The sequence below is a fragment of the Nocardioides sp. P4_G10 genome, from assembly GCF_056401175.1.
Map to the genome: position 1 here is coordinate 111,518 of NZ_JBFUJV010000010.1, position 23,074 is coordinate 134,591.

The window sequence follows — 23,074 nt, forward strand, 5'->3', positions numbered from 1 at the left end:
GGTCATCGAGCGCGTACGTCGACCACGGCGGCGTTGCCGCGGTCGTCGACCCGCAGCTCGGCGACCGCGCCGTCGCGCAGCAGGTGCTCGGCCTCCTGGGCGTCGTCCTGCGGGAGGAACCAGCTCTCGATACCGCACCGGACCTGCCACGACCGGTCGTCGCAGGCGAGGTAGGGGCCGTCGTCGGGGCGTATGCGCGACCACGCTTCACCGATCCAGACGCCGTCCTCCTCGACCAGCGTGATGTAGACGTCGCCGGACTCCCCGTCCTCCAGCGAACCGAGCCCGGGCTCGACGAGTGACTGGGACCCGTCGTGGCGCAGGTCGGGGTAGTCGAGGGCGACGTACGCGCCGCGGAACGGGTCGATCGGGTCGACCGGTGCCACCCGCACCAGATAGGTGTCGCCGGCGATCCTGGCGGAGAGCTGCGGTGCGACGGCCAGGCCGACGAGCGCGAGCTGGCTGGTGGCGACGACCGCGGTGGTCAGGACGATCTTCATCGGTCGGTTCCCTTCGATGCGGTGTCGGTGGCGGTGTCGGCGGGGTCGAGGGCCTGCACCAGCTCCCGGCGGGCCCGGTCGAACAGGAAACCGGTGCCGAGGAAGACGGTGCCGAGCACGACGAACAGCCAGGCGCCGGTGACGATGGGTGCGAAGACGGCGAAGCTCTGGAAGGTCGTGAAGACGACCAGGCCGACCATCGCCATCCAGGTCAGGGCCTGGTGGTCGCGCACGGTGCCGAGCGCGACGAGGGCGACGGCCAGAAGCACGTAGGCGACGACGGAGATCGCCGCGTGCGCCCAGTCGGCCCCGTCGACAGCGGTCGTGTCGGTTCCAGTGGCCCACAGGCTCAGCGACGTGGCGGTCAGCAGCACGGCGATGGCGCCCAGCGGCTCGAGGATGCCTGCGCCGCGGCGGACGACGCCGGCGAGGACCGTCGCAGCTGCCGCGACGGCGACCGCGACTACGAGCCAGGTCGACCACGTCAGGCCGTCGCTGCCCGTGTCGGGGATCGCGGCGACGAAGAGCGCCGCGAGCGCCATGCCGCCGGCGACGGTGCGCCAGGTCCAGGCGAACCCGTCGATCCACCCGTCGTGCAGGACCGCGAGTGCTGCGGCGAGGACGGCGCCGGCGCCGAGCAGCACGACGACCGTGGTCCCGTCCTGGGCGTCCCACAGGGGCTGCATGAACCACCAGGTGACGCCGGTGACGACACCGACGAGGAAGGGCAGGTGGGCCCGCGTCAGGTAGGCGTGGATGAACGCGCCGACGGCCCAGAGGCCGATGAGTCGCGGCTCGTACGCCGGGACCTGCAGCGACTGGGCGGCCTGGAAGATGACGGCGCCGGCACCGAGTGCGGCGAGGAGTCGTGCGGCGCCGACCAGGGGCGGCGAGGCGTGGCGCGCCGCGAGCGTCTCACCGCCGACGAGGAAGGCCAGCCACAGGGCCGCCACAGCCGCGAAGCGTGCCAGGGGCGAGAGCTCGTCGAGGTTGGCGGCGACCAGCCAGATCAGCCCGACGCCGACGAAGCCGCCGCCGAGGTAGAGCAGGACCCGCCCCACGCTGACGCGGGCGTGGTGCTCGGAGCGGTAGCGCGCCGCGATGCGCGCGGCCTGCTCCTCGCCGATGAGGCCCTCCGAGGTCCAGTCGGCGAGCTCGTGGCGCAGCCAGGCGAGCTGCTGCGGCGCGACCGGTCGGGTCGCGAGGGCGGGTGCCGGTGACGAGGTGTCGGTCATGCCCCCACCGTGGCCCGGTGCGGCCGGGTTGTCCTGAGTACATCGACCCATATGTGGGGTGCCGTTGGGTGGCGGGATGCCCAGGGTTGCGCAGGCGTTCAGGTGGGTCTGGTTCACAGGGGGCGTGGGGAGCAGACACCTGACCCGGGCCGGCGTCGCGCTGGCCGTCCTCGGCGGCGTCGCGGGAGGGATGGCGTACGGCGCGCGCGAGCTGTTGCACCGACAGGCGGCGCAGGCCCGGCGCGCGATCGGCAAGCCGTTGGGGGAGCGGGCGCCGGACGCCGACCGCCACTACAAGAAGAAGCACGGCGAGCCGGTGGACCTGCTGGTGCTCGGCGACTCCATCGCCGCGGGCCTGGGCGCGGACAGGGCCAAGGACACCCTCGGCAGCCGACTGGCGCGTGGCATCGCCGCGAGTGCCGGTCGCTCGGTGCGGCTCAGGACGGCGGCAGTGGTCGGCTCGGAGAGCAGCATGCTCGCCTCCCAGCTCGCGTCCCTGCCCCGGGGATATCGCCCGGACGTGGCCGTCATCGTGGTCGGTGGCAACGACGTCACCCACCGGGTGCCGGTCGCCGAGTCCGTACGCCACCTGGTCGAGGCCGTGGAGGACCTGCGGGCCCGCGGGACGGAGGTCGTCGTCGGCACCTGCCCGGACCTCGGCGCGCTCCGCCCGGTGCCACAGCCCCTGCGCGCTCTCGGCTCACGTGCCTCGCGGCAGCTGGCGGAGGCCCAGCGGGAGGCGGCCCTGGCGCGCGGCGCGCGGGTGGTCTCGCTGGCGCACGTGGTGGGTCCGTTCTTCTACACCTTCCCCGAGGAGATGTTCAGCCTCGACCGCTTCCACCCGAGCGCGCACGGCTACAAGCGCACGGCGAAGGCGATGCTCCCGTCGGTGCTCGCGGCCCTCGGCGTCGTGGCCGACGTGCCGTTCGGGCACCACGCACCCGACGTGGGTGGGTCAGGCTAGGGTTCCCGGGTGCGCACCACTGCTCGACGAGCCGGCCAGGCCGTCAAGAAGGCTGCCAAGAAGGCCGGCCGGATGCAGGCATCGCCCGCACCGGTCGAGCCCGAGCCGCTCGACCCGAAGGCCGAGCGCCGCCGTCGGTTGCTGGCCAGCAACCTGACCGAGCTGGCCATCGAGTTCCGCACCGACAAGTGGGGCGTCCACAAGTACACCCCCCACTACGAGCGCCACCTCCAGCACCTGCGCGGCGAGTCCTTCACGCTGCTCGAGCTCGGGATCGGCGGCTACAAGAAGCGTCGCAAGAGCGGTGCCTCGATGAAGATGTGGCGCTGGTTCTTCCCCAAGGCGCGCATCGTCGGGCTCGACATCGAGGACAAGTCGTGGCTCACGCGGGGGCACATCCACACCTACCTCGGTGACCAGACCGACCCCGAGGTCCTCCAGCGCATCATCGACGAGCAGGGCGCGCCGTTGGTGGTCATCGACGACGGCAGCCACATCCCGGCCCACGTGCGCGAGTCGTTCCGGATCCTGTTCCCGCTGATGCCCGACGGTGGCATCTACTGCATCGAGGACACCCAGACGTCCTACTGGCCGGCGTGGGGCGGGCAGCTCGACCCGCGCGCCCCGGGCACGTCGATGGACCTGGTCAAGGACCTCGTCGACGGCCTCAACCACGAGGAGTTTCTCCTCGAGGGCTACGAGCCGACCTACACCGACCAGTGGGTGCGGGCCGTGCACTGCTACCACAACCTCGTGATCATCGAGAAGGGCGACAACCGGGAGGGCACCAACCGCGACAACGTCGCGCACGAGCTCTACGGCGCCTCCGAGCTGCCCGACGACTCCGACGGCTCCGACGACGCATGAGCGTCCTGCTCGCCACCAGCGGTGACCTGCCGCAGGGGGAGCCCGGCGCGGGCGCCCTCGACGCGGTCCTCCACGCCCGCGGCACCGACTTCGCCTGGGCCCGCTGGGACGACCCGTCCGTCGACTGGTCCACCGCCGACCTCGTCGCGGTGCGGTCCACCTGGGACTACGTCACCCGCCACGGCGAGTTCCTCGCCTGGGCGACGTCGCTCGACCAGGCCCGCCTGCTCAACGGCGCCGACGTCTTCGCCTGGAACCACGACAAGCGCTACCTCACCGATCTCGGCGACCTGCCGGCGGTGCCGACGCTGCTCGCCGACGACCGGGCCGGCCTGGCTGAAGCGGTGCGCCGCTTCGGCTCCGCGGTCGTCAAGCCCCGCGTCGGCGCCGGGGGAGCGGGCCTCCTCGTGGTCACCGACCCCGACGACCCCCGTCTGGGCCGCCCCGTCCGCAGTCACGCCGACTACCCCGAGGTCGACGGGCCGTGGGTCGTCCAGCCGCTCGTGGAGTCGATCCGCACCCACGGCGAGGCGTCGGTCTACGTCCTCGACGGGCGGCTCGGCCAGCGCTTCGACAAGCTGCCCGGCGAGGGCGACGTACGCGTCAACGAGGAGTTCGGCGGCCGGGTGCGCGCCGTCGAGACCGGTGATGTCGGCGACCTGGTGATGAGCGCGTACGACGCGATGGCCGAGCGCTTCGGCCGGCCGATGGACTACCTCCGCGTCGACCTGCTGCGCTGGGACGACCAGTGGGTGGTGAGCGAGCTCGAGCTGATCGAGCCGGGCCTCTACCTCGACGTGTCGCCGGCCAACGCGGAGCCGTTCGCCGACCTGCTCGCTGCGAGGGCCGCCGGCCGGGGCTGACCCGCCTGTCTAGACAGGTCGGCAAACAAATCTGGGTCCGGGGGGTGGGACATGCCCCCCTCAAGTTAGGTTGCCCTTGTCTTGCCTGCGCTGGGGGGTGCGGGCAGGGCCGGTGATCCGTCATCCGTGCCGGATCACCGTCACAACCTTCGCGGCGTCGGGAGCGTTCTCGCGCGTCGCACCTGCGGGAGGAAATAGTCATGCCCTTTTCACGCCCACGCGAGGATCGCGGTGCGGCGGCGGTGGAGTTCGCACTGATCGTGCCGATCCTGCTCGTCGTCCTCTTCGGGATCATCGACTTCGGGTTCGCCATCAACCGCTACACCATCGTGAACAACGCGGCTCGCGAGGGCGTGCGTGAGGCGAGCCTCGGCGCCAGCGAGGCCGAGATCCGGGCGGCCGTGACGCACGGGATGTCCGACCTCGGCGGCAGCTACACGATCACCGTCAGCTGCAAGAAGAAAGACGCTACGACCAACTGCACGAGCTGGAACGCCGGGCAGGAGAGCGGCGGGATCGCCGCGGTGAAGGTGGACTTCACGCACACCTGGATCACGCCCGTGGGAGACATGGTCGACGGCGGAGAGAACCTCCACCTCGTCAAGACCAATTACATGAGGATCGAGTGATGCGCCGGTCGCCGCGGAGCCGCGGCGAGGACGGTGCCGTCGCCCTCATGACCGTGTTCCTGTCGCTGGTCATCTTCGGGGCCGCTGCCATCGCGATCGACATCGCCACGTTGGCGATGGAGCGGCAGAAGCTGCACGACGCCGTCGACGCGGCAGCGCATGCCGGGGCGTTCGCCATGCCGGGCGATGGTGCTTCGGCCATCGCCGCCGCGCGCAGCATCGCCTTCGCCAACGATCCGGACCTGGAGTGGGACTTCACCCAGCAGAACCCGAAGATCCGCCTGTGGTGCGTCGTGGCCTCCAACGGGCAGACGCCACCGGGTGTGCAGACGACGCAGATCGGCAGCACCTGCAACCCGGGCGCGGGGCCCTACGACGTCTCGAGGTACCCCGACCTCCGCTGCAACGGCATCATCTGCAAGATTCCCTGCGCTCCCAGTCCCTCGACCTCGTGCAACACGGTCGAGGTGGTGGCCGAGAAGGAGGTGCCTTTCGGCTTCGCCAACGTCTTCGGTGACAGTGAAGGTAGTACCGGATCTGTCGCCTCCGCGGCCTGCAAGGGATCGTGCGGTGCTGAAGCGCCAAACCCGATGGACATCGTGATCATGGCGGACCGGACCTATTCGATGAGCACGACCAACCGTCGATCCATGGTGGACGGCATCGAGTCCGCACTCCGGACGATGAATCCGACGATGCACTATGTGGCGCTGGGCGCCCTTCACAAGTCCGAGGGAACCAATGCGTCCTGCATGACCTCGCCGTGGCCGGAGCCGCGGGCCCAGGGCAGCCGCGAGAGCGACAGCGCGTACGACACGTTCATCCAGGGCGAAGTTCAGAAGGGCAAGTGGGTACCCGTCCCGTTCAGCAACAACTATCTGCTGACCGGCGCATCGACCCCGACCCTCAACTCGACGAGCGTCCTGGCCAGGGCCGTGAACTGCATCCGCAGCTCGTACTCGCCCATTCCCTATCGGACCCACCTCGCCAGCGCGCTCAAGGGTGCGTCCCGCTACCTGCTCGGCAAGGACCCGAACAACCTGGCATCCCTGCCGACGAACAGGCCGGGCGTGGTGAAGAAGGCCATCATCTTCGAGACCGACGGAAAGCCCCAAGAGGTGCTGAACAAGAACTCGACCGGTCTCGGCCTGAACACGGCCGGCGACATGGGCGTGGGCGGCGAGTCGAACTCGCAGATCAGCCAGGCCTGCAAGAACTTCACCGACATCGCAACCCAGACCAAGAACGATGCCCAGAAGCCGATCATCATCACCATCGGGTTCGGGGACGCCAACACAGCCACCTGCGGCAGCAGCACGGCCACCCGCAACGTGCGAGACGCACTTGCGGCGGCGGCGTCACCGCATCCCGTCACGGGAGCGGCTTCGAAGGCCGAGAGCGACTGCAGCACCACGGCGGAGAAGACGGCCGAGAACGGCGACGGTGACTACTACTACTGCGCATCGAACGGGTCCGAGCTCGGTCCGATCTTCCAGACGGCACTCACGTCGCTGTCCGGGGGAATCAGGCTGGTCAAGCTGCCGAAGTGACGTGGGCGACACCTCGCCCGGCGCGCCGGACCGGCACGCGCCGGCCAGACCGCGAGCGTCCGTCAGGCGTTTGCACTCTCGGGGTGCGAGTGCTAAACATGACGTTGGCACTCTCCTCACGAGAGTGACAACGACCCAGGTGACGCTGAGGTCTCCGACGCCGGCGGGAATGGATCGCCGGCCGAGCGGGATCGTCCGTCGCGGGCAGCCTGCCTGGAGCCGACACACAGACTCACGTCGATAGGAATCGCACGCGATATGGCCAAGCTGATTGCTTTCAACGAGGAGGCCCGCCGCGGCCTCGAGCGGGGTATGAACACCCTCGCCGACGCGGTCAAGGTCACCCTCGGCCCCAAGGGCCGCAACGTCGTCCTGGAGAAGAAGTGGGGCGCCCCCACGATCACCAACGACGGTGTCTCGATCGCCAAGGAGATCGAGCTGGAGGACCCCTACGAGAAGATCGGCGCCGAGCTGGTCAAGGAGGTCGCCAAGAAGACCGACGACGTCGCCGGTGACGGCACGACGACGGCCACTGTCCTGGCCCAGGCCATGGTCCGCGAGGGCCTGCGCAACGTCGCGGCCGGCGCCAACCCGATGGGTCTCAAGCGCGGCATCGAGGCCGCCGTCGCCGCCGTGTCCGAGCAGCTGCTCGCCATGGCCAAGGACGTCGAGACCAAGGAGCAGATCGCCTCGACCGCGTCGATCTCCGCCGCTGACACCACCGTCGGCGAGATCATCGCCGAGGCGATGGACAAGGTCGGCAAGGAAGGCGTCATCACCGTCGAGGAGTCCAACACCTTCGGGCTGGACCTCGAGCTGACCGAGGGCATGCGGTTCGACAAGGGCTACATCTCGGCCTACTTCGCCACCGACCTCGAGCGCATGGAGGCCGTGCTGGAGGACCCCTACGTCCTCATCGCCAACTCCAAGGTGTCGACGGTTAAGGACCTGCTTCCGCTGCTGGAGAAGGTCATGCAGTCCGGCAAGCCGCTGCTGATCATCGCCGAGGACGTCGACGGCGAGGCGCTGTCGACCCTGGTCGTCAACAAGATCAAGGGCACCTTCCGCTCCGTCGCCGTCAAGGCGCCGGGCTTCGGTGACCGGCGCAAGGCCATGCTGCAGGACATCGCGATCCTCACCGGCGGCCAGGTCATCTCCGAGGAGGTCGGCCTCAAGCTCGAGTCGGCCGGCATCGAGCTGCTCGGCCAGGCCCGCAAGGTCGTCATCACCAAGGACGAGACCACCATCGTCGAGGGTGCCGGCGACCAGGGCCAGATCGAGGGCCGGGTCAACCAGATCCGCGCCGAGATCGAGAAGTCGGACTCCGACTACGACCGCGAGAAGCTCCAGGAGCGCCTCGCCAAGCTGGCCGGCGGCGTGGCCGTCATCAAGGTCGGCGCGGCCACCGAGGTCGAGCTCAAGGAGCGCAAGCACCGCATCGAGGACGCCGTCCGCAATGCCAAGGCTGCGGTCGAGGAGGGCATCGTCGCCGGCGGCGGCGTGGCGCTCGTCCAGGCTGCTGCCACCGCGTTCGACAAGCTCGACCTGTCGGGTGACGAGGCGACCGGCGCCAACATCGTTCGCGTCGCGACCTCCGCCCCGCTCAAGCAGATCGCCATCAACGCCGGTCTCGAGGGTGGCGTCGTGGCTGAGAAGGTCGCCAACCTGGAGGCGGGCCACGGCCTCAACGCCGCCACCGGTGACTACGTCGACATGATCGCCGAGGGCATCATCGACCCGGCCAAGGTCACCCGCTCGGCGCTGCAGAACGCCGCGTCGATCGCCGCGCTGTTCCTCACCACCGAGGCCGTCGTGGCCGACAAGCCCGAGAAGGCGCCGGCCATGCCCGGCGGCGACATGGGCGGCATGGGCGGCATGGACTTCTGATCGTCTGATCGGAACCACCCGCTCCACCAGCACCATCAGCAAGGCCCCCGCCTCCGGCGGGGGCCTTGTGGCGTCTGTCACACCCTCAGGGGTGAATGTGCCGATCGCCGGACGCGGGCGGCTGCGGTACCTAGGCTCCGGGAGCCGCGCCGCCATCGAGGGGGCGCCACTCGACTCTGGGGGGTCACCATCTTGCGTTCGCTCACGTTCTCGCGCCCGAAGGGCCGCACCGTCTCCGCCATCCTCGTCGCCGGTGCCCTGGTGGTGTCGGCCGGCGTCGGCGGCGCCACGGCCGGCGMCCTGATCACCGGCAAGGACATCAAGGACAAGTCCGTCACCGGTGCCGACATCGCCGATCGCTCGCTCGGCAAGCGACAGCTGAGCACCGCGGCGGTCGAGAGCCTCCGCACGAGCTGGAACTCCGGCGTGGGTGCCCCGGTCGCCAAGGACGGCTCCACCAACAGCTGGTACCTCGACACCGCCACTGGCGACGCGTACAAGAACACGCCGCGCGGCTGGGAACTCCGCGTCAACATCATGGGCGCCACCGGTGCCCCCGGCGCCGTCGGCCCGCAGGGAGCGTCCGGCGCGTCCGGTGCGAAGGGCGACACTGGTGCGACCGGTGCGACCGGTGCGACCGGTGCCAAGGGCGACACCGGCGCGGCCGGTGCGACCGGCCCCAAGGGTGAGACCGGTGCTACCGGAGCGCAGGGTGAGAAGGGCGATGCCGGCGCCAAGGGCGACCGCGGCGACACCGGTCTGACCGGCGCCACCGGCGCCGCTGGCGCGAAGGGTGACGCCGGCGCCGCGGGCAGCAAGTGGCTGCGCGGCGACGGCGCGCCGGCCGCCGGCACGGGCGCCGTCGGCGACTGGTACCTCGACACCACCTCGTGGGACGCCTACGAGAAGGGTGCGAACGGCTGGACCCCGGTCGTCAACCTCCGCGGTCCGATCGGTCCCAAGGGCGACCAGGGCGACCAGGGCGACCAGGGCGACCAGGGCGACCAGGGCGAGACGGGTGCGACCGGAGCGACGGGTTCGGCGGGTGCCACTGGAGCCACGGGCTCCGCCGGCGAGACCGGAGCCCTGGGCCCGGTCGGTCCAGTCGGCCCGGTCGGTCCGGTGGGTCCGCAGGGCCCCGTCGGTGCGACCGGCCCGAAGGGTGACGCCGGTGCGACGGGTCCACAGGGCCCGGCTGGTGCGGCCGGCGGCGGAGCCGTCCTCAAGGACGGCAATGGCGTCACCCTCGGCACGATCGTGTCCGCGGGCGCCCCGGCCGGTAGCGGCGGCATCGCCGCCCAGAGTGCCGGTGTGCTGATCAAGACGTCCACCGGCTACCTCCTCAACGTGGGCTGGGACGGCCTCGCCGCGAAGGGGCAGATCTACTACACGGGCGTCGGCTGCACGGGTGAGGCATTCTGGAACGCAGGCAACGTGGCCCCTGCCACGATGTACGGCAACAGCGCGGTCTACTCGCACTCGCTCAACCAGTGGCTGGTGACCGAGTCGCCGTCCAGCGGTTTCGTCACCTCGGCAGCGATGCCCGCCGGCATGGCCGGGCAGGACAACTCCGGCGCGAGTGGGTGGAACTGTCGCACCCTGACCACCCAGCCCTCGCAGTCGGCGTGGAAGCTGCGCGCGACCAACCTGTCCGAGCTGGGGCTGCCCTCGATGACGGGCAACCAGTTCGCCCTGCCGCTGTCGATCGGCTGACCAGCAGCAGGTACGCACCACCACCACCAGCAGGGCCCCCGCCTCCGGCGGGGGCCCTGCTGCGTGTCCGGGCGCGAGCATCGCGTCCTGGTATGGACCAGTGGCCTCGTTTTCCCACGCCGAATCGTGACCCGTTGATGATGTTCAGTGCGGGATCGGAGGTCCTACTCTGATTTTCGCGACGCATTCCGTCGTCCCGCGCGTGGGGGAGGAATCTGCATGAGCACTCCGGCCGTCGAGCTGGTCGGCCTCACCAAGTCCTTCGGCAGCGTCACGGCCGTGGACGACCTCGACCTGCGCATCGAGGACGGCGAGTTCTTCTCGATGCTGGGGCCGAGCGGATCCGGCAAGACCACCGTGCTGCGGATGATCGCCGGCTTCGAGCAGCCGAGTGCCGGGAGGGTGCTGCTGGAAGGCGACGACGTCACCGCACGTCCGCCGTTCGCCCGTGACGTCAACACGGTCTTCCAGGACTACGCCCTGTTCCCCCACATGGACGTCCTCGACAACGTCGAGTACGGCCTGCGGGTGAAGAAGGTGCCCGCGCCGCAACGTCGGGACCGCGCCATGGCTGCTCTCGAGTCCGTGCAGCTGGGACAGCTCGCCCGCCGCCGGCCCACCCAGCTGTCGGGCGGCCAGCGCCAGCGCGTGGCCCTCGCGCGGGCGCTGGTCAACCGGCCCAAGGTGCTGCTGCTCGACGAGCCGCTCGGCGCCCTGGACCTCAAGCTGCGTCGGGCGATGCAGCTCGAGCTCAAGCAGCTGCAGCGAGAGGTCGGCATCACCTTCGTGTTCGTGACGCACGACCAGGAGGAGGCGCTGACGATGAGCGACCGGATCGCCGTCTTCAGCGACGGCCGCATCGAGCAGGTCGCGACCCCCGCGGAGCTCTACGAGAACCCCAGCACCGCCTTCGTCGCCGGTTTCGTGGGCACCTCCAACCTGCTCACCGGCGAGGCGGCGCCGGCCGTGCTCGGACGGGAGGGCACGTTCAGCATCCGCCCCGAGAAGATCCACCTCGACTCCGACGTCGAGTCGGGCAACACGACCGCCCGGGGCACCGTGGCCGACGTCGTCTACCTCGGCTCGGTCAACCACTACCTCGTCGAGCTCGACGCCGGGCCGACCCTCACGGTGCTGAAGCAGAACCTCCGGGACAGCACGGACCAGGCGATGAGCCGTCGGGGCCAGCAGGTCACCGTCGGCTGGGCGGAGGAGCACGTCATCGACCTCTCGGGCCACACAGAGCAGGCGCGCCAGCCTGAGAAGAAGGAGAAGTCATGAAGCAGACCACCAGGCTCGCCGCGACGGTCGCGGCGTTCGCGCTCGCGCTCACCGGCTGTGGCACGTCCTCCGGCGACGACAGCGACAACGACGGCAGCAGCAGCTCGGAGGAGCAGGGCGGCTTCACCGCTCCGGACGTGCCGATGGCCGACCAGGTCGGGGAGTTCGAGGACAGCCTCAGCGTGCTGGCCTGGCCCGGCTACGCGGAGGACGGCTCGACGGACAAGTCCGTCGACTGGGTGACCCCCTTCGAGAAGGAGACGGGCTGCCAGGTCGACGTCAAGTACTTCGGCACCTCCGACGAGGCGGTGAACCTGATGAAGACGGGTCAGTACGACGTGGTGTCCGCCTCGGGCGACGCGTCCCTGCGACTCATCGCCGGCGGTGACGTGGCCCCGGTCAACACCGACCTCATCCCCAACTACGCCGACGTCTGGTCGTTCCTGAAGGATCGCGAGTGGAACTCCGTCGGGGGCCAGATGTACGGCGTCCCGCACGGATACGGCGCCAACCTGCTGATGTACAACACCGATGTCGTCGACCCCGCGCCCACGAGCTGGAGCGCGGTCTTCGACGACGCGTCGTCGTACTCCGGCAAGGTCACGGCCTACGACTCGCCGATCTACATCGCCGACGCCGCCCTCTACCTGATGGAGACGCAGCCCGACCTCGGCATCGAGAACCCGTACTCGCTCGACGAGGACCAGCTCGCCGCCGCCGTGGACCTGCTCAAGAAGCAGCGCGAGAACGTCGGGGAGTACTGGTCGGACTACCTGAAGGAGATCCAGTCCTTCAAGACCGGTGACTCCGTCGTCGGCACCACGTGGCAGGTGATCGCGAACCTGGCCAAGGACGAGGATGCCCCCGTCGAGGCGATCCTCCCCGACGAGGGAGCGACCGGCTGGTCGGACACCTGGATGGTGCAGGCATCGACCGAGAGCCCGAACTGCGCGTACGGCTGGATGGACCACATCATCAGCCCCGAGGCGAACGCGGCCGTCGCCGAGTGGTTCGGTGAGGCCCCGGCCAACGAGAAGGCGTGCGACCTGACGAGCAAGGGGTTCTGCGAGACCTACCACGCGGGCGACGAGGCCTACGCCGAGCAGATCCACTACTGGACCACGCCCATCGAGCAGTGCCTGGACGGCCGCACGGACGTCACGTGCACGACGTACCAGGACTGGACCCAGGCCTGGACCGAGATCAAGGGCTGACGCATGACGTCACAGCCGCTGCCGGGGGGAGGTGCGGCATCCCCCCGGTGGGGCGTGCTGCACCGCCGCCCCCGGCTGCGGCTGGGGCTGCTGCTGGGGCCGCCGATGCTCTGGCTCGGCGTGCTCTACCTCGGCTCGCTGGCGGCGCTGTTCATCACGTCGCTGTGGACCGTCGACGCCTTCGGCGGCAACATCGAGCGGGTCTGGAACCTCGACAACTACCGCGACCTGTTCACCATCGACGTCTACCGCACCATCACCATCCGCACCCTGCTGATCGCGGTGACGGTGACGGTGATCGACGCGCTGCTGGCCTTCCCGATCGCGCTCTACATGGCCAAGGTCGCCTCGCCCCGGCTCCAGCGCGCGCTCGTCATCGCCGTGCTGACCCCGCTGTGGGCGTCCTACCTCGTCAAGGCGTACGCCTGGCGCGGCATGTTCGCCAGTGGCGGGCCGCTCGACGACCTGGGCATCACGCCCGGCTACGGGCTCGTCGCCACAGTGGTCACGCTGTCCTACCTGTGGCTGCCCTACATGATCCTGCCGATGTACGCCGGCCTCGAGCGGTTGCCGAACTCGTTGATCGAGGCCTCCGCCGACCTCGGCGCGACCACCCCCACCACCATGCGCCGCGTCGTGCTGCCGGTGCTCTTCCCGGCAGCGGTCGCCGGCTCGATCTTCACGTTCTCGTTGACCCTCGGCGACTACATCGCTGTCAAGATCGTCGGCGGGGCCAACCAGATGCTCGGCAACGTCGTCTACGACTCCTTCCTCACGGGCAACAACCTGCCGTTCGCGGCGGCCGTCGCGACCATCCCGGTGGTCACGATGGTGATCTACCTGGGAGCGGTACGCCGGACAGGAGCACTGGACTCGCTATGAGCAGACGAGGCGGGCGGGGCGGACGATGAGCTTTTCGAGGGCGACCCGGGTCGTGCTGCTGGTCTTCACCGGCTTCGTGCTGCTCTTCATCCACGTGCCGCTGGCGCTCGTCGTGCTGAACTCGTTCAACATCTCGCGGACCTTCGAGTGGCCGCCGCCGGGCTACACCACGCAGTGGTGGTCGGCGGCCTGGGACAGCGAGGGCGCACGGAACGCCATCGTGGTCTCGGTCGAGGTGGCGCTCGTGGCCACCGCGATCGCGCTCGTGCTGGGCACGATGGCGGGGCTGGCGCTTCAGCGGTTCCGCTTCTTCGGCCGCGACACCGTCTCCCTGCTGATCATCCTGCCCATCGCCCTGCCCGGCGTGGTGACGGGCATCGCCCTGGCCAACGCGTTCCTGACGATGTTCGGGATCGAGCTGGGCATGCTGACCCTGGTGGTCTCCCACGCGACGTTCTGCATCGTCACGGTCTTCAACAACGCCATCGCCCGGCTCCGGCGGCTCGGCGGCAACCTCGAGGAGGCCTCGATGGACCTCGGTGCCGGGACGTTCAGGACCTTCTGGTCGATCACGCTCCCGATGATGCGCTCRGCCCTGCTGGCGGGCGCGCTGCTGTCCTTCGCGCTGTCGTTCGACGAGATCATCGTGACGACCTTCACCGCTGGGCAGGGCATCCAGACGCTGCCGCTCTGGATCTACCAGAACCTGTTCCGGCCCAACCAGGCGCCGGTCGTCAACGTGGTCGCGGCGGCGCTCATCGTGCTGTCGATCATCCCGATCTGGCTGTCGCAGAAGCTCGCCGGGACCGACGAGTCGGTCGCCGCCGCCCGCTAGGCCGCGCGGGCCCCGCTGGTAGGAATGGGCCATGCGCCTGCCCGTGCCCGGACCCCGTGACCTGATGTCCGCCCTCGAGCGGGGGAGCGAGCAGGTCGAGGCGCTCCTCGGAGCCGTCCCGCGTGCGCTGGCGCTGCTCGACCGCGCGGAGGTGCTGGTCGAGCGCGCCTCGGCGACGGTGGACCGGGTCGGAGGGGTCGTCGACGCGGCGACCGCCGAGGTCGCCCGGGTCGGCGCGGTGGTGGACGCCGCCACCGTGCAGGTCGAGCGGGTGGGTACGGTCGTGGACGCGGCGACCAGCGAGGTCGCGAAGGTGGGCGCCGTCGTGGACGCGRCCACCGGTGAGGTCACCCGGGTCGGCACTGTCGTCGCCGCAGCGGCCACCGAGATCGACCGCGTGACCACCGTGGTGGACGGCGCGGCCGTGCAGGCGGGCCGGGCCGGCGGTCTGCTCGACGCCCTCGAGCCGTCGCTGACCAAGCTCCAGCCGACCCTCGAGACCCTGGCCGACACCACCCACCCCGACGAGGTGGCCGCGCTCGTGAGGCTCGTCGACCACCTCCCCGCGTTGACGGACCAGGTCGAGCGCGACGTGCTCCCGGTCCTCACGACCCTCGGCTCCGTGGCGCCGGACCTGCACGACCTGCTCAACGTCTCGCGCGAGCTCAACGAGATCCTCGGCAAGATCCCGGGCATCGGCCGGCTGAAGAAGCGCGTCGAGGAGGACGACGACATCGAGACTCCGCGGTGACGCCGTCGCGGAACCCGAGCACACACCGCCCCGTCTGACCCGATGAGGGGGCGGAGGACTCCGCCCGTTTCCATGAGAGGGATGCCCGCCATGAGCCGACACACCACCCCGCGCCGTACGGCCCGCCTGCTTCCCGTCGTTGCGGCGGCACTCGCCGTCGCGCTGTCCGGCTGCGGGTCCGAGGACGACCCTGCCGCCACCACCGACCCGACCACCAGCGAGAGCCCGAGCGCATCCGCCTCCGACGAGCCCGTCGTCCTGACCGCCGACGGCTCCAACGCGGGCAAGTGCGCAGTGCCGTCCGCCGAGGTCCTGTCGACGTTCGACACGGCCTTCGAGGGCACCGTCACCTCCGTCGACGGCGGCGTCGCCACGCTCGAGGTGGACCAGTGGTACGCCGGCGGCGACGCGTCGACCGTGACGGTCGAGGCGCCGAGCAAGGCCCTCGAGGACCTCCTGATGGCGGTCGACTTCCAGGAGGGGCAGACCTACCTCGTGAGCGCCGACGGTGACCGCGTCACCCTGTGCGGCTTCACCGCGGAGACCACCCCGGAGCTCCAGGCGCTCTACACCGAGGCGTTCCCCGCCGAGGGCTGAGCGGCGACGCCAGCACCACGCCGTGAGCCCCTACGGTGGGGCCATGACCGTCGGACTGCTGCTCGCCGCCGGCGAGGGGCGCCGGTTCGGCGGACCCAAGGCGCTGGCCCGCGACGACGACGGCACCTCGTGGCTGCTGCGCGCGGTCCAATCGCTGCGGCCGTGCTCCGAGATCGTCGTCGTCCTCGGCGCCGAGGCCGAGCGCGCCGCCGCGCTGCTGCCGATGTCGGTCTCGCGCATCCGCGCGGCCGACTGGGCCGAGGGGATGGGTGCCTCGCTCCGGGCAGGGCTGGAGGCGCTGGCCCCCACCGACCACGATGCGGCGCTCGTCTCGCTCGTGGACCTGCCCGACGTCGACGCCGCGGTCGTCGCCCGGCTCGTCGCCGCCTCGCAGGGACGCGGCGACCTCGCGCGGGCGGCGTACGACGGCGTGCCGGGGCACCCCGTCCTGCTCGGCCGCGACCACTGGGCGGGCGTCGTGGCCTCCGCGGCGGGCGACCGCGGGGCGCGGGACTACCTCGCCGCACACGACGTCGACCTGGTCGAGTGCGGCGACCTGGCGACCGGCGTCGACGTCGACCAGCGATGACCCAACGTCCCACCAACGTGGGGGTCGTAGCCTGACCGCATGCTGCACGGGATGGACTCCGCCGCCGACGTCGCGACCCGGCTGGGCGCGACCGGCTACCTCTCCGACGACGAGCTGGCGACGGTCGTGTTCCTCGCCGCGCGGATGCAGCGCCCGCTGCTGCTCGAGGGGGAACCCGGCACCGGAAAGACGGCCCTGGCCGAGGCGCTCGCCCAGAGCCTGGAGGTGCCGCTCGTCCGGCTGCAGTGCTACGAGGGCATCGATGCCAGCCAGGCCCTCTACGACTGGGACTTCCCGCGTCAGATCCTGCACCTGAGGGCGCTCGAGGCCGGTGGCGAGGTGGACCCCGATGAAGCCGAGAAGAGCCTGTACGACGAGCGCTTCCTGCTCGCGCGACCCGTCCTCGCCGCGCTGCGGCAGGCCCCCGCTGTGCTGCTCGTCGACGAGGTCGACCGCGCCGACGATGAGTTCGAGGCGTTCCTGCTGGAGGTCCTGTCGACCTGGCAGGTGACCATTCCCGAGTTCGGCACGGTCACCGCCCCGGAGCCCCCGCTGGTGGTGCTGACGTCCAACCGCACCCGTGAGCTGCACGACGCGCTCAAGCGGCGGTGCCTCTACCACTGGATCGACCACCCCGGCCTCGAGCGTGAGGTGGAGATCGTCCGCTCGCGGGCACCCGAGGTCAGCGATGCGCTCGCCCGCCAGGTCGTCGGGGTCGTGCAGCAGCTCCGGCAGCGCGACGACCTCCTCAAGCCGCCCGGCGTCGCCGAGACCCTCGACTGGGCCCGCGCCCTCACCTACCTCGGCACCGCCGACCTCGACCTGGCGTCGGCGGCCATGACCCTCGGCGCCCTGCTGAAGTACCGCGAGGACGCCGACCGGGTGCGGGCCGCGCTCGACCGGATGCTCTCACGATGAGTCACCCCACGGAGTTCTCGGAGCTCCCCCGCTCCGCTCCTCCGTCCGACAGCTCCGCGGGGACCCCGACGATGAGCACCACCCTCCACGACGCCGACGAGGTGTTCCTCGGCTTCACCCGCGCGCTCCGGGCCGCCGGCGTGCCGGTCACCCAGGACCGGGCCCACGGCTTCCTGGCGGCGGTGGCGACCGTCGGTGCCGACGACCGGCAGGCGACCTACTGGGCCGGCCGGGCCACGCTCTGCGGGTCGCCCGACGACCTCGCCCGCCACGACCAGGTCTTCGCGGCGTGGTTCGACCCGCGCGACGGGCTGCCGCGCGCCCAGCAGCGCGAGTCGTCGCGTGCCGCGACCGCGCACCTGCTGCCCGAGGCCGAGGGTGCCGGCGGGGCGGGCGAGACCGAGGAGGAGGACGTGGTCCGCGCGATGGCGTCGGAGGCGGAGGTCCTCCAGCACCGCGACGTGGCCACCCTCGACGCGGCGGAGAAGCGGCGACTGGCGGCGATGTTCGTGCGGCTGTCGCTGCACCCGCCGGTGCGTCGTACGGCCCGGCACCGCCGCTGGCACCGCGGCGAGCTCGACGCGTCGCGCACCCTGCGCAACTCGCTGCGCCACCTCGGCGAGCCCGGCCAGATCGCCTGGCGTCGGCGCGGCACCCGGCCGCGCCGCGTGGTGCTGCTGGTCGACGTCAGCGGCTCCATGACGCCGTACGCCGACGCGCTGCTGCGCCTGGCCCACCGCCTGACCCGGTCCGCGCGCGCGTCGGGCGGCACCGTCGAGACCTTCACCGTCGGCACCCGGCTGACGCACGTGACCCGGGCCTTCGCGACCCCGGACGCCGACCGCGCGATCGTCGCCGCCGGCGAGGTGGTGCCGGACTGGTCAGGCGGCACCCGGCTCGGCGAGACGCTCCGGGTGTTCCTCGACCGGTGGGGCCAGCGCGGGATGGCGCGCGGTGCCGTGGTCGTCGTCTTCAGCGATGGCTGGGAACGTGGGGACGCCGGGCTCCTGGGGGAGCAGATGGCGCGCCTGCGGCGGGTCGCCCACCGGGTCGTGTGGGTGAACCCGCACCGCGGCAAGGCGGGCTACGAGCCCCTGCAGGGCGGAGTGGTGGCGGCCCTGCCCCACTGCGACGACTTCCTCGCCGGGCACTCCCTGGCGACCTTCGCCGACCTCACGGAGGTGATCGCGCGTGCGTGACGTGCTGCCCGAGCTGATGCAGTGGTGGGAGGCCGGCGAGACGATCGGCGTCGGCACCGTCGTGGCGACCTTCCGCTCCGCCCCGCGCCCGGCGGGCGCGTCGATGCTGGTCGGCCCCGACGAGTCGGCGGTGGGCTCGGTGTCGGGAGGCTGCGTCGAGGGCGCGGTCTACGAGCTCGCGCAGACCGTGGTCGCGTCGGGCGAGCCGGTGCTGGAGCGCTACGGGGTCTCCGACGACGACGCCTTCGCGGTCGGGCTCACCTGCGGCGGCATCCTCGACGTCTTCGTCGAGCGGGTGTCGCGCGAGACGTTCCCGCAGCTGGGGGAGGTGGCCGCCGACATCGAGGCCGGCCGGCCGGTGGCCCTGGCGACGGTGATCGAGCACCCGGACCCCGCGTGGGTCGGGCGCCGCCTGGTGGTGCGGCCGCACGAGGCCGCGGCCGGGAGCCTCGGCTCCCCGCGGGCCGACGCCGCGGTCCACGACGACGCCCTCGGCGTGCTCGCGGCGGGCACCAACGCCACCCTGACCTACGGCCCGGACGGCGAGCGGCGCGGCGAGGGGATGCGCGTCTTCGTCTGGGGCTTCGCCCCCAAGCCGCGGATGCTGGTCTTCGGGGCGATCGACTTCGCGGCCGCCGTCGCCAAGGTCGGCTCCTTCCTGGGCTACCACGTCACGGTGTGCGACGCCCGTCCCGTCTTCGCCACGACGTCACGCTTCCCGGGCGCCGACGAGGTGGTCGTCGACTGGCCGCACCGCTACCTGCAGGCCGAGCTCGACGCCGGACGCATCGACCGACGGACGGTCCTGGCGGTCCTGACCCACGACCCCAAGTTCGACGTGCCGCTGCTCGAGGTCGCGCTGCGCCTCGACGAGGACGTGCGGCCCGGCTACATCGGCGCCATGGGCTCGCGTCGTACGCACGACGAACGGCTGGCCCGGCTCGTCGACGCAGGGCTGGGCGAAGCCGAGCTGTCCCTGCTGTCCTCGCCGATCGGGCTCGACCTCGGCGCGCGCACCCCCGAGGAGACCGCCGTGTCCATCGCGGCGGAGATCGTGGCCCGCCAGTGGGGCGGCTCGGGGGAGCGGCTGGCCGCGACGGAGGGTCGCATCCACCACGACGACTGACGCGAGGGCAGTTCCGTACCACGACGACGAATTGGCCCGTCGTGTGGGGCTCACTTATGGTCTTCGGGATGTTTTTGCTCCCCGCGCCGCCCCGTGTCCTCGTCCGCCCCACCGCCGCTCTCGTCGCGGTCGTCCTGCTGCTCACCGGCCTCGCGGTCGGCGGCTCGCCGGCACAGGCACGCCAGCAGGATCGGAGTCCCAAGGCGTTCGCCTCCGGTGAGAAGTTCGGCGTCGCGACGCTCAACCTCAAGAAGGGGATGCGCGTCGCGGGCATGCGTCACGACATCGCGCAGGTGCTGGACGGCGACGCCTCGGTCATCGGCTTCCAGGAGCGCCTCTTCAGCCGCCCGGCGCTGCGCGCGGCCCTGCCGAAGTCGTGGACCTTGCTGATGCCGAAGGGCCCGACCGGCACCGACGACAACCCGATCGCCTTCGACAAGAAGGTCTGGGAGGTCGAGAAGACCTGGGCGCCCCTCCTGACCGGCACGACGTGGCGGCGCTACTCCGGTCGGATCGCCCACGACCAGTACGGCGTGGCGGCCGTGCTCCGGCACCGGAAGACCGGCCACACGATCCGCGCCCTGAGCTTCCACCTGCCCAACCACCTCCACAACCGCCACTCCGGTGGCCCCAACTACGCCAACCGTCGCGGCGTGGAGGCGATGTGGCGGATGGCCAGCCGGATCCGCTCGATCAAGGAGGACACGCCCGACGCGCACCAGTTCGTCGCGATGTGCGACTGCAACGTCACGGCGAACCGGGACACGACCGACAACCTCGTGAAGGGCCGGATCACCAAGCCGCTGCGGCTGGAGACCAACTACTCCGCCGACAGGCACCGTCGGGGATCGGGGATCGACTACGTGATGGGCGAGCGTGACTCCGACTTCCGGATCCACTCCTTCCACTCCTACCGGAACCTGGTCACCGACCACCCCGGCGTCGTCGCCACCTTCCAGCGCGTGGGCTGAAGCCCTCGGGCGATCCCTTCGAGTGACCTCCGGGCGGATTCCCTGTTGCGCCCATCACACTCGGGCTAGGTTTGCGGCGACCACCGGGAGAGCCGCCATGACCAGCGAGGACCTGCACGCCCGACGCGTGGACGCCGTCCGCGCCTGGACGCGCTTCGTCGAGGCCGGTGACGCCGACGCGGTCCGACCGGAGATCCTGCGCAGCTGGGAGCTGTCGGGCGTGGTGTCGCCCGCGGTGACCCACGCGCCGCTCGACGACGAGGGCGACACGGCCGACTTCTGGAAGGCCTCGCCCCTGCAGACCGCGGTCTCCCGGGTGCAGGACGAGCTCCGGCGCACGGCCGAGGACGGCGACCTCGTCGTCGCGGTCACCGACGAGCAGACGCGGATCCTCTGGACCTACGGCGGCCGCGTGATGCGCCGCAAGGCCGAGACGGTGAACTTCGTCCCCGGCGGTCGGTGGGACGAGGCGAGCGTCGGCACCAACGCGCTGGCCATCGCCGGCCGCACCGGCGCCCCGTCGATGGTCTTCAGCGCCGAGCACTACGCCGAGGTCGTGCACAACTGGGTCTGCTGGGCGGCCCCGGTCTTCGACCCGGTGACCGGCCGCTCGCTCGGTGTGATCGACCTGTCGACGACCTGGGACCGCTCGCACCCCATCGGCCTCGCCACCGCGCGCGTGATGGCGCGGCTGATCGAGGGCGCCCTCCCCACCGACCGTCGTACGACGCTGGCGGGCGACGTCGCGCCGACCGAGCCCGGCCTCACCCTGACCCTCCTCGGCACGGCGCAGGTGTGGCTCGACGGCCAACGGCTGCTGCTCAACCGGCGGCAGACCGAGATCCTCGCCCTCCTCGCGCTCCACCCCTCGGGGCTCTCGGTCGAGCACCTCCACGCGCTGCTCTACGGCGACGCGTCCGTGACCACCTCGACGCTCAAGGCCGAGGTGTCGCACCTGCGGGCGGCCCTGTCGGGCCAGCTCTCGTCGCGTCCCTACCGCCTCACCATGCCCGTGGTCACCGACGTCGAGGAGGTGCAGCGGCTGCTGCGCCGCGGTGACGTGCGCGCCGCGGTCCGCGCCTACGGCGGCGACCTGCTCCCCGGCACCGACTCGCCCGCCCTGGTGCAGATGGGCGACTACCTCGCCGTCAGCGTGCGGGAGGCCCTGCTGGCGCACCCCGACGCCGACGCCGTGCTGCGCTACAGCGAGCTGGCCCCGTACGACACCGCCGTGGTCGAGGCCTGCCTGGCCGCGCTGCCGGTGCACCACCCGGTCGTGCCGCTGCTGAAGGGCCGGCTCGCCAGCCTGGAGTGACGCCTCCCATTTCGGGTAGATCGACAAAATCTAGTGGACCGCTCGGGTTGCGGTGCACGATCCTGCGTCGAGGCGCCGCACGGGGGTGCGGCCACGTACGAGGGAGAAAGCATGGCCGCAACACGACGAGCGATGGCGTCAGGAGCCGTCGTCCTGCTCACGGGGAGCCTCCTGGGCAGCCCCGCCGCGACTGCCTCCGCGGCACCCGAACCGACGACGGTGGCGAAGAAGCTCGTCTCGCCGCTCAGCATGGTCGTCGCCCGCGACGGCACCGCCTACGTCGCCCAGAACTTCGCCGGGCTGCTGACCGCGGTCGCCCCCGGCGCCAAGCCCGAGGTGGTCTTCGCCGCCAAGAAGGGCACCGAGGTCGGCGCGGTCTCGGAGGACCGTGGGACCGTCCAGTTCGCGACGACCAAGGGCGCCAAGACCGCGCTCTGGTCGATGCGCCCGGGCGCCAAGCCGAAGAAGGTCGCCGACCTGTCGGCCTACGAGGCCGACCACAACCCCGACGCCGACGTCTCGTACGGCATCGAGGGCGGGCTCGACGCCGCCTGTGCGGCGCAGATGCCGCCGGAGGTGCCCGCGTCCTACACGGGCATCGTGGAGTCGCACCCCTACGGCTCGACCGTGCACAAGGGCACGACGTACGTCGCCGACGCCGCCGGCAACACGATCCTGTCGGTCAAGCCCAACGGCAAGGTCAAGACCGTCGCGGTCCTGCCCCCGGTGCCCGTGGTGATCACGGCGGAGGCGGCAGCGGCCAACCAGCTCCCGGCCTGCACCGTCGGCAAGACCTTCAACTTCGAGCCGGTCCCGACCGACGTCGAGGTGGGCAAGGGCGGCTGGCTCTACGTCACGCTGCTCCCCGGTGGTCCCGAGGACGGCAGCACCGGTGCGCAGGGTCGCCTGGTCAAGGTGAAGGCCACGACCGGCAAGGTCCGTGAGGTCGCCTCCGGCTTCGCCGGCGCGACGGGTGTCGCGGTGGCGGACAACGGTGACATCTACGTCGCCCAGCTCTTCGGTGGCCAGGTCTCGCGCATCAAGGCCGGCCGCACGACCGCCAAGCCGTACGCCGAGGTGATGATGCCCGCCGCGGTCGAGTGGGCCGACGGTGACCTCTACGTCAGCGCGCAGGTGCTGTCGGAGAAGCCGAAGGGCGTCGTGCTGCGCTACTGAGCAACGACCTCC

22 protein-coding genes are annotated in these 23,074 nt (G+C 71.1%); 20 read left to right on the plus strand and 2 right to left on the minus strand.

Annotated elements, in window-relative coordinates:
* Positions 1-2 precede the first annotated feature (2 nt).
* Positions 3-500 (minus strand): GDYXXLXY domain-containing protein, encoded by a 498-nt coding sequence (locus AC1DP1_RS12575; protein WP_477507131.1) that lies wholly within the window; start codon positions 498-500, stop codon positions 3-5.
* Positions 497-1,735 carry a DUF2157 domain-containing protein gene (locus tag AC1DP1_RS12580; protein WP_477507132.1) on the minus strand — a complete coding sequence of 413 codons (1,239 nt, stop codon included), beginning with the start codon at positions 1,733-1,735 and terminating at the stop codon, positions 497-499. The genes AC1DP1_RS12575 and AC1DP1_RS12580 overlap by 4 nt, the downstream gene beginning before the upstream one ends.
* A gap of 124 nt (positions 1,736-1,859) precedes the next feature.
* Between AC1DP1_RS12580 and AC1DP1_RS12585 the strand changes: the two genes are divergently transcribed.
* From AC1DP1_RS12585 to AC1DP1_RS12680, 20 genes are all read left to right on the plus strand, one after another.
* Positions 1,860-2,699: an SGNH/GDSL hydrolase family protein gene (locus tag AC1DP1_RS12585; protein ID WP_477507133.1), complete on the plus strand. Its 840-nt coding sequence runs from the start codon at positions 1,860-1,862 to the stop codon at positions 2,697-2,699.
* Between the two features lie 9 nt (positions 2,700-2,708).
* The gene (locus AC1DP1_RS12590; protein WP_477507134.1) at positions 2,709-3,566 is read left to right on the plus strand and encodes a class I SAM-dependent methyltransferase; all 858 of its coding nucleotides are present in this window, start codon (positions 2,709-2,711) and stop codon (positions 3,564-3,566) included.
* A complete protein-coding gene (locus tag AC1DP1_RS12595; protein ID WP_477507135.1) occupies positions 3,563-4,429 on the plus strand; it encodes an ATP-grasp domain-containing protein in 867 nt (288 codons plus the stop codon). Before AC1DP1_RS12590 ends, AC1DP1_RS12595 begins: the two co-directional genes overlap by 4 nt.
* A 200-nt stretch (positions 4,430-4,629) precedes the next feature.
* The gene (locus AC1DP1_RS12600; protein ID WP_457185924.1) at positions 4,630-5,058 is read left to right on the plus strand and encodes a TadE family protein; all 429 of its coding nucleotides are present in this window, start codon (positions 4,630-4,632) and stop codon (positions 5,056-5,058) included.
* Entirely contained in the window at positions 5,058-6,608 is a 1,551-nt protein-coding gene (locus AC1DP1_RS12605; protein ID WP_477507136.1) for a pilus assembly protein TadG-related protein, read from the plus strand. The genes AC1DP1_RS12600 and AC1DP1_RS12605 overlap by 1 nt, the downstream gene beginning before the upstream one ends.
* A 258-nt stretch (positions 6,609-6,866) precedes the next feature.
* A complete protein-coding gene (gene groL, locus AC1DP1_RS12610; protein WP_457185928.1) occupies positions 6,867-8,495 on the plus strand; it encodes a chaperonin GroEL in 1,629 nt (542 codons plus the stop codon).
* 192 nt (positions 8,496-8,687) lie between these two features.
* A complete protein-coding gene (locus AC1DP1_RS12615; protein WP_477507137.1) occupies positions 8,688-10,208 on the plus strand; it encodes a collagen-like domain-containing protein in 1,521 nt (506 codons plus the stop codon).
* A 219-nt stretch (positions 10,209-10,427) separates the two neighbouring features.
* Positions 10,428-11,489 carry an ABC transporter ATP-binding protein gene (locus AC1DP1_RS12620; RefSeq protein ID WP_477507138.1) on the plus strand — a complete coding sequence of 354 codons (1,062 nt, stop codon included), beginning with the start codon at positions 10,428-10,430 and terminating at the stop codon, positions 11,487-11,489.
* Positions 11,486-12,703 carry an ABC transporter substrate-binding protein gene (locus tag AC1DP1_RS12625; RefSeq protein ID WP_477507139.1) on the plus strand — a complete coding sequence of 406 codons (1,218 nt, stop codon included), beginning with the start codon at positions 11,486-11,488 and terminating at the stop codon, positions 12,701-12,703. The genes AC1DP1_RS12620 and AC1DP1_RS12625 overlap by 4 nt, the downstream gene beginning before the upstream one ends.
* Positions 12,704-12,706: 3 nt before the next feature.
* A complete protein-coding gene (locus AC1DP1_RS12630; RefSeq protein WP_477507140.1) occupies positions 12,707-13,585 on the plus strand; it encodes an ABC transporter permease in 879 nt (292 codons plus the stop codon).
* 25 nt (positions 13,586-13,610) lie between these two features.
* Entirely contained in the window at positions 13,611-14,420 is an 810-nt protein-coding gene (locus AC1DP1_RS12635) for an ABC transporter permease (RefSeq protein ID WP_477507141.1), read from the plus strand.
* Between the two features lie 31 nt (positions 14,421-14,451).
* Positions 14,452-15,171, plus strand: coding sequence for a hypothetical protein (locus tag AC1DP1_RS12640; RefSeq protein ID WP_477507142.1), 720 nt, complete (start codon positions 14,452-14,454; stop codon positions 15,169-15,171).
* A gap of 90 nt (positions 15,172-15,261) precedes the next feature.
* Entirely contained in the window at positions 15,262-15,768 is a 507-nt protein-coding gene (locus AC1DP1_RS12645) for a hypothetical protein (protein WP_477507143.1), read from the plus strand.
* 43 nt (positions 15,769-15,811) lie between these two features.
* Positions 15,812-16,357 carry a nucleotidyltransferase family protein gene (locus AC1DP1_RS12650; protein ID WP_457192019.1) on the plus strand — a complete coding sequence of 182 codons (546 nt, stop codon included), beginning with the start codon at positions 15,812-15,814 and terminating at the stop codon, positions 16,355-16,357.
* 39 nt (positions 16,358-16,396) lie between these two features.
* Complete coding sequence (locus tag AC1DP1_RS12655) at positions 16,397-17,275, plus strand: AAA family ATPase (protein ID WP_477507144.1); 879 nt, start codon at positions 16,397-16,399, stop codon at positions 17,273-17,275.
* Between the two features lie 71 nt (positions 17,276-17,346).
* Positions 17,347-18,474: a vWA domain-containing protein gene (locus AC1DP1_RS12660; protein WP_477507145.1), complete on the plus strand. Its 1,128-nt coding sequence runs from the start codon at positions 17,347-17,349 to the stop codon at positions 18,472-18,474.
* Complete coding sequence (locus AC1DP1_RS12665) at positions 18,467-19,600, plus strand: XdhC family protein (RefSeq protein ID WP_477507146.1); 1,134 nt, start codon at positions 18,467-18,469, stop codon at positions 19,598-19,600. Before AC1DP1_RS12660 ends, AC1DP1_RS12665 begins: the two co-directional genes overlap by 8 nt.
* 68 nt (positions 19,601-19,668) lie before the next feature.
* On the plus strand, positions 19,669-20,571 hold the full coding sequence (locus AC1DP1_RS12670; RefSeq protein WP_477507147.1) for an exonuclease/endonuclease/phosphatase family protein: 903 nt from the start codon (positions 19,669-19,671) through the stop codon (positions 20,569-20,571).
* A 97-nt stretch (positions 20,572-20,668) separates the two neighbouring features.
* Positions 20,669-21,886: an AfsR/SARP family transcriptional regulator gene (locus tag AC1DP1_RS12675; protein WP_477507148.1), complete on the plus strand. Its 1,218-nt coding sequence runs from the start codon at positions 20,669-20,671 to the stop codon at positions 21,884-21,886.
* 111 nt (positions 21,887-21,997) lie between these two features.
* A complete protein-coding gene (locus AC1DP1_RS12680) occupies positions 21,998-23,062 on the plus strand; it encodes a ScyD/ScyE family protein (RefSeq protein WP_477507149.1) in 1,065 nt (354 codons plus the stop codon).
* The last annotated feature ends 12 nt before the right edge of the window (positions 23,063-23,074 follow it).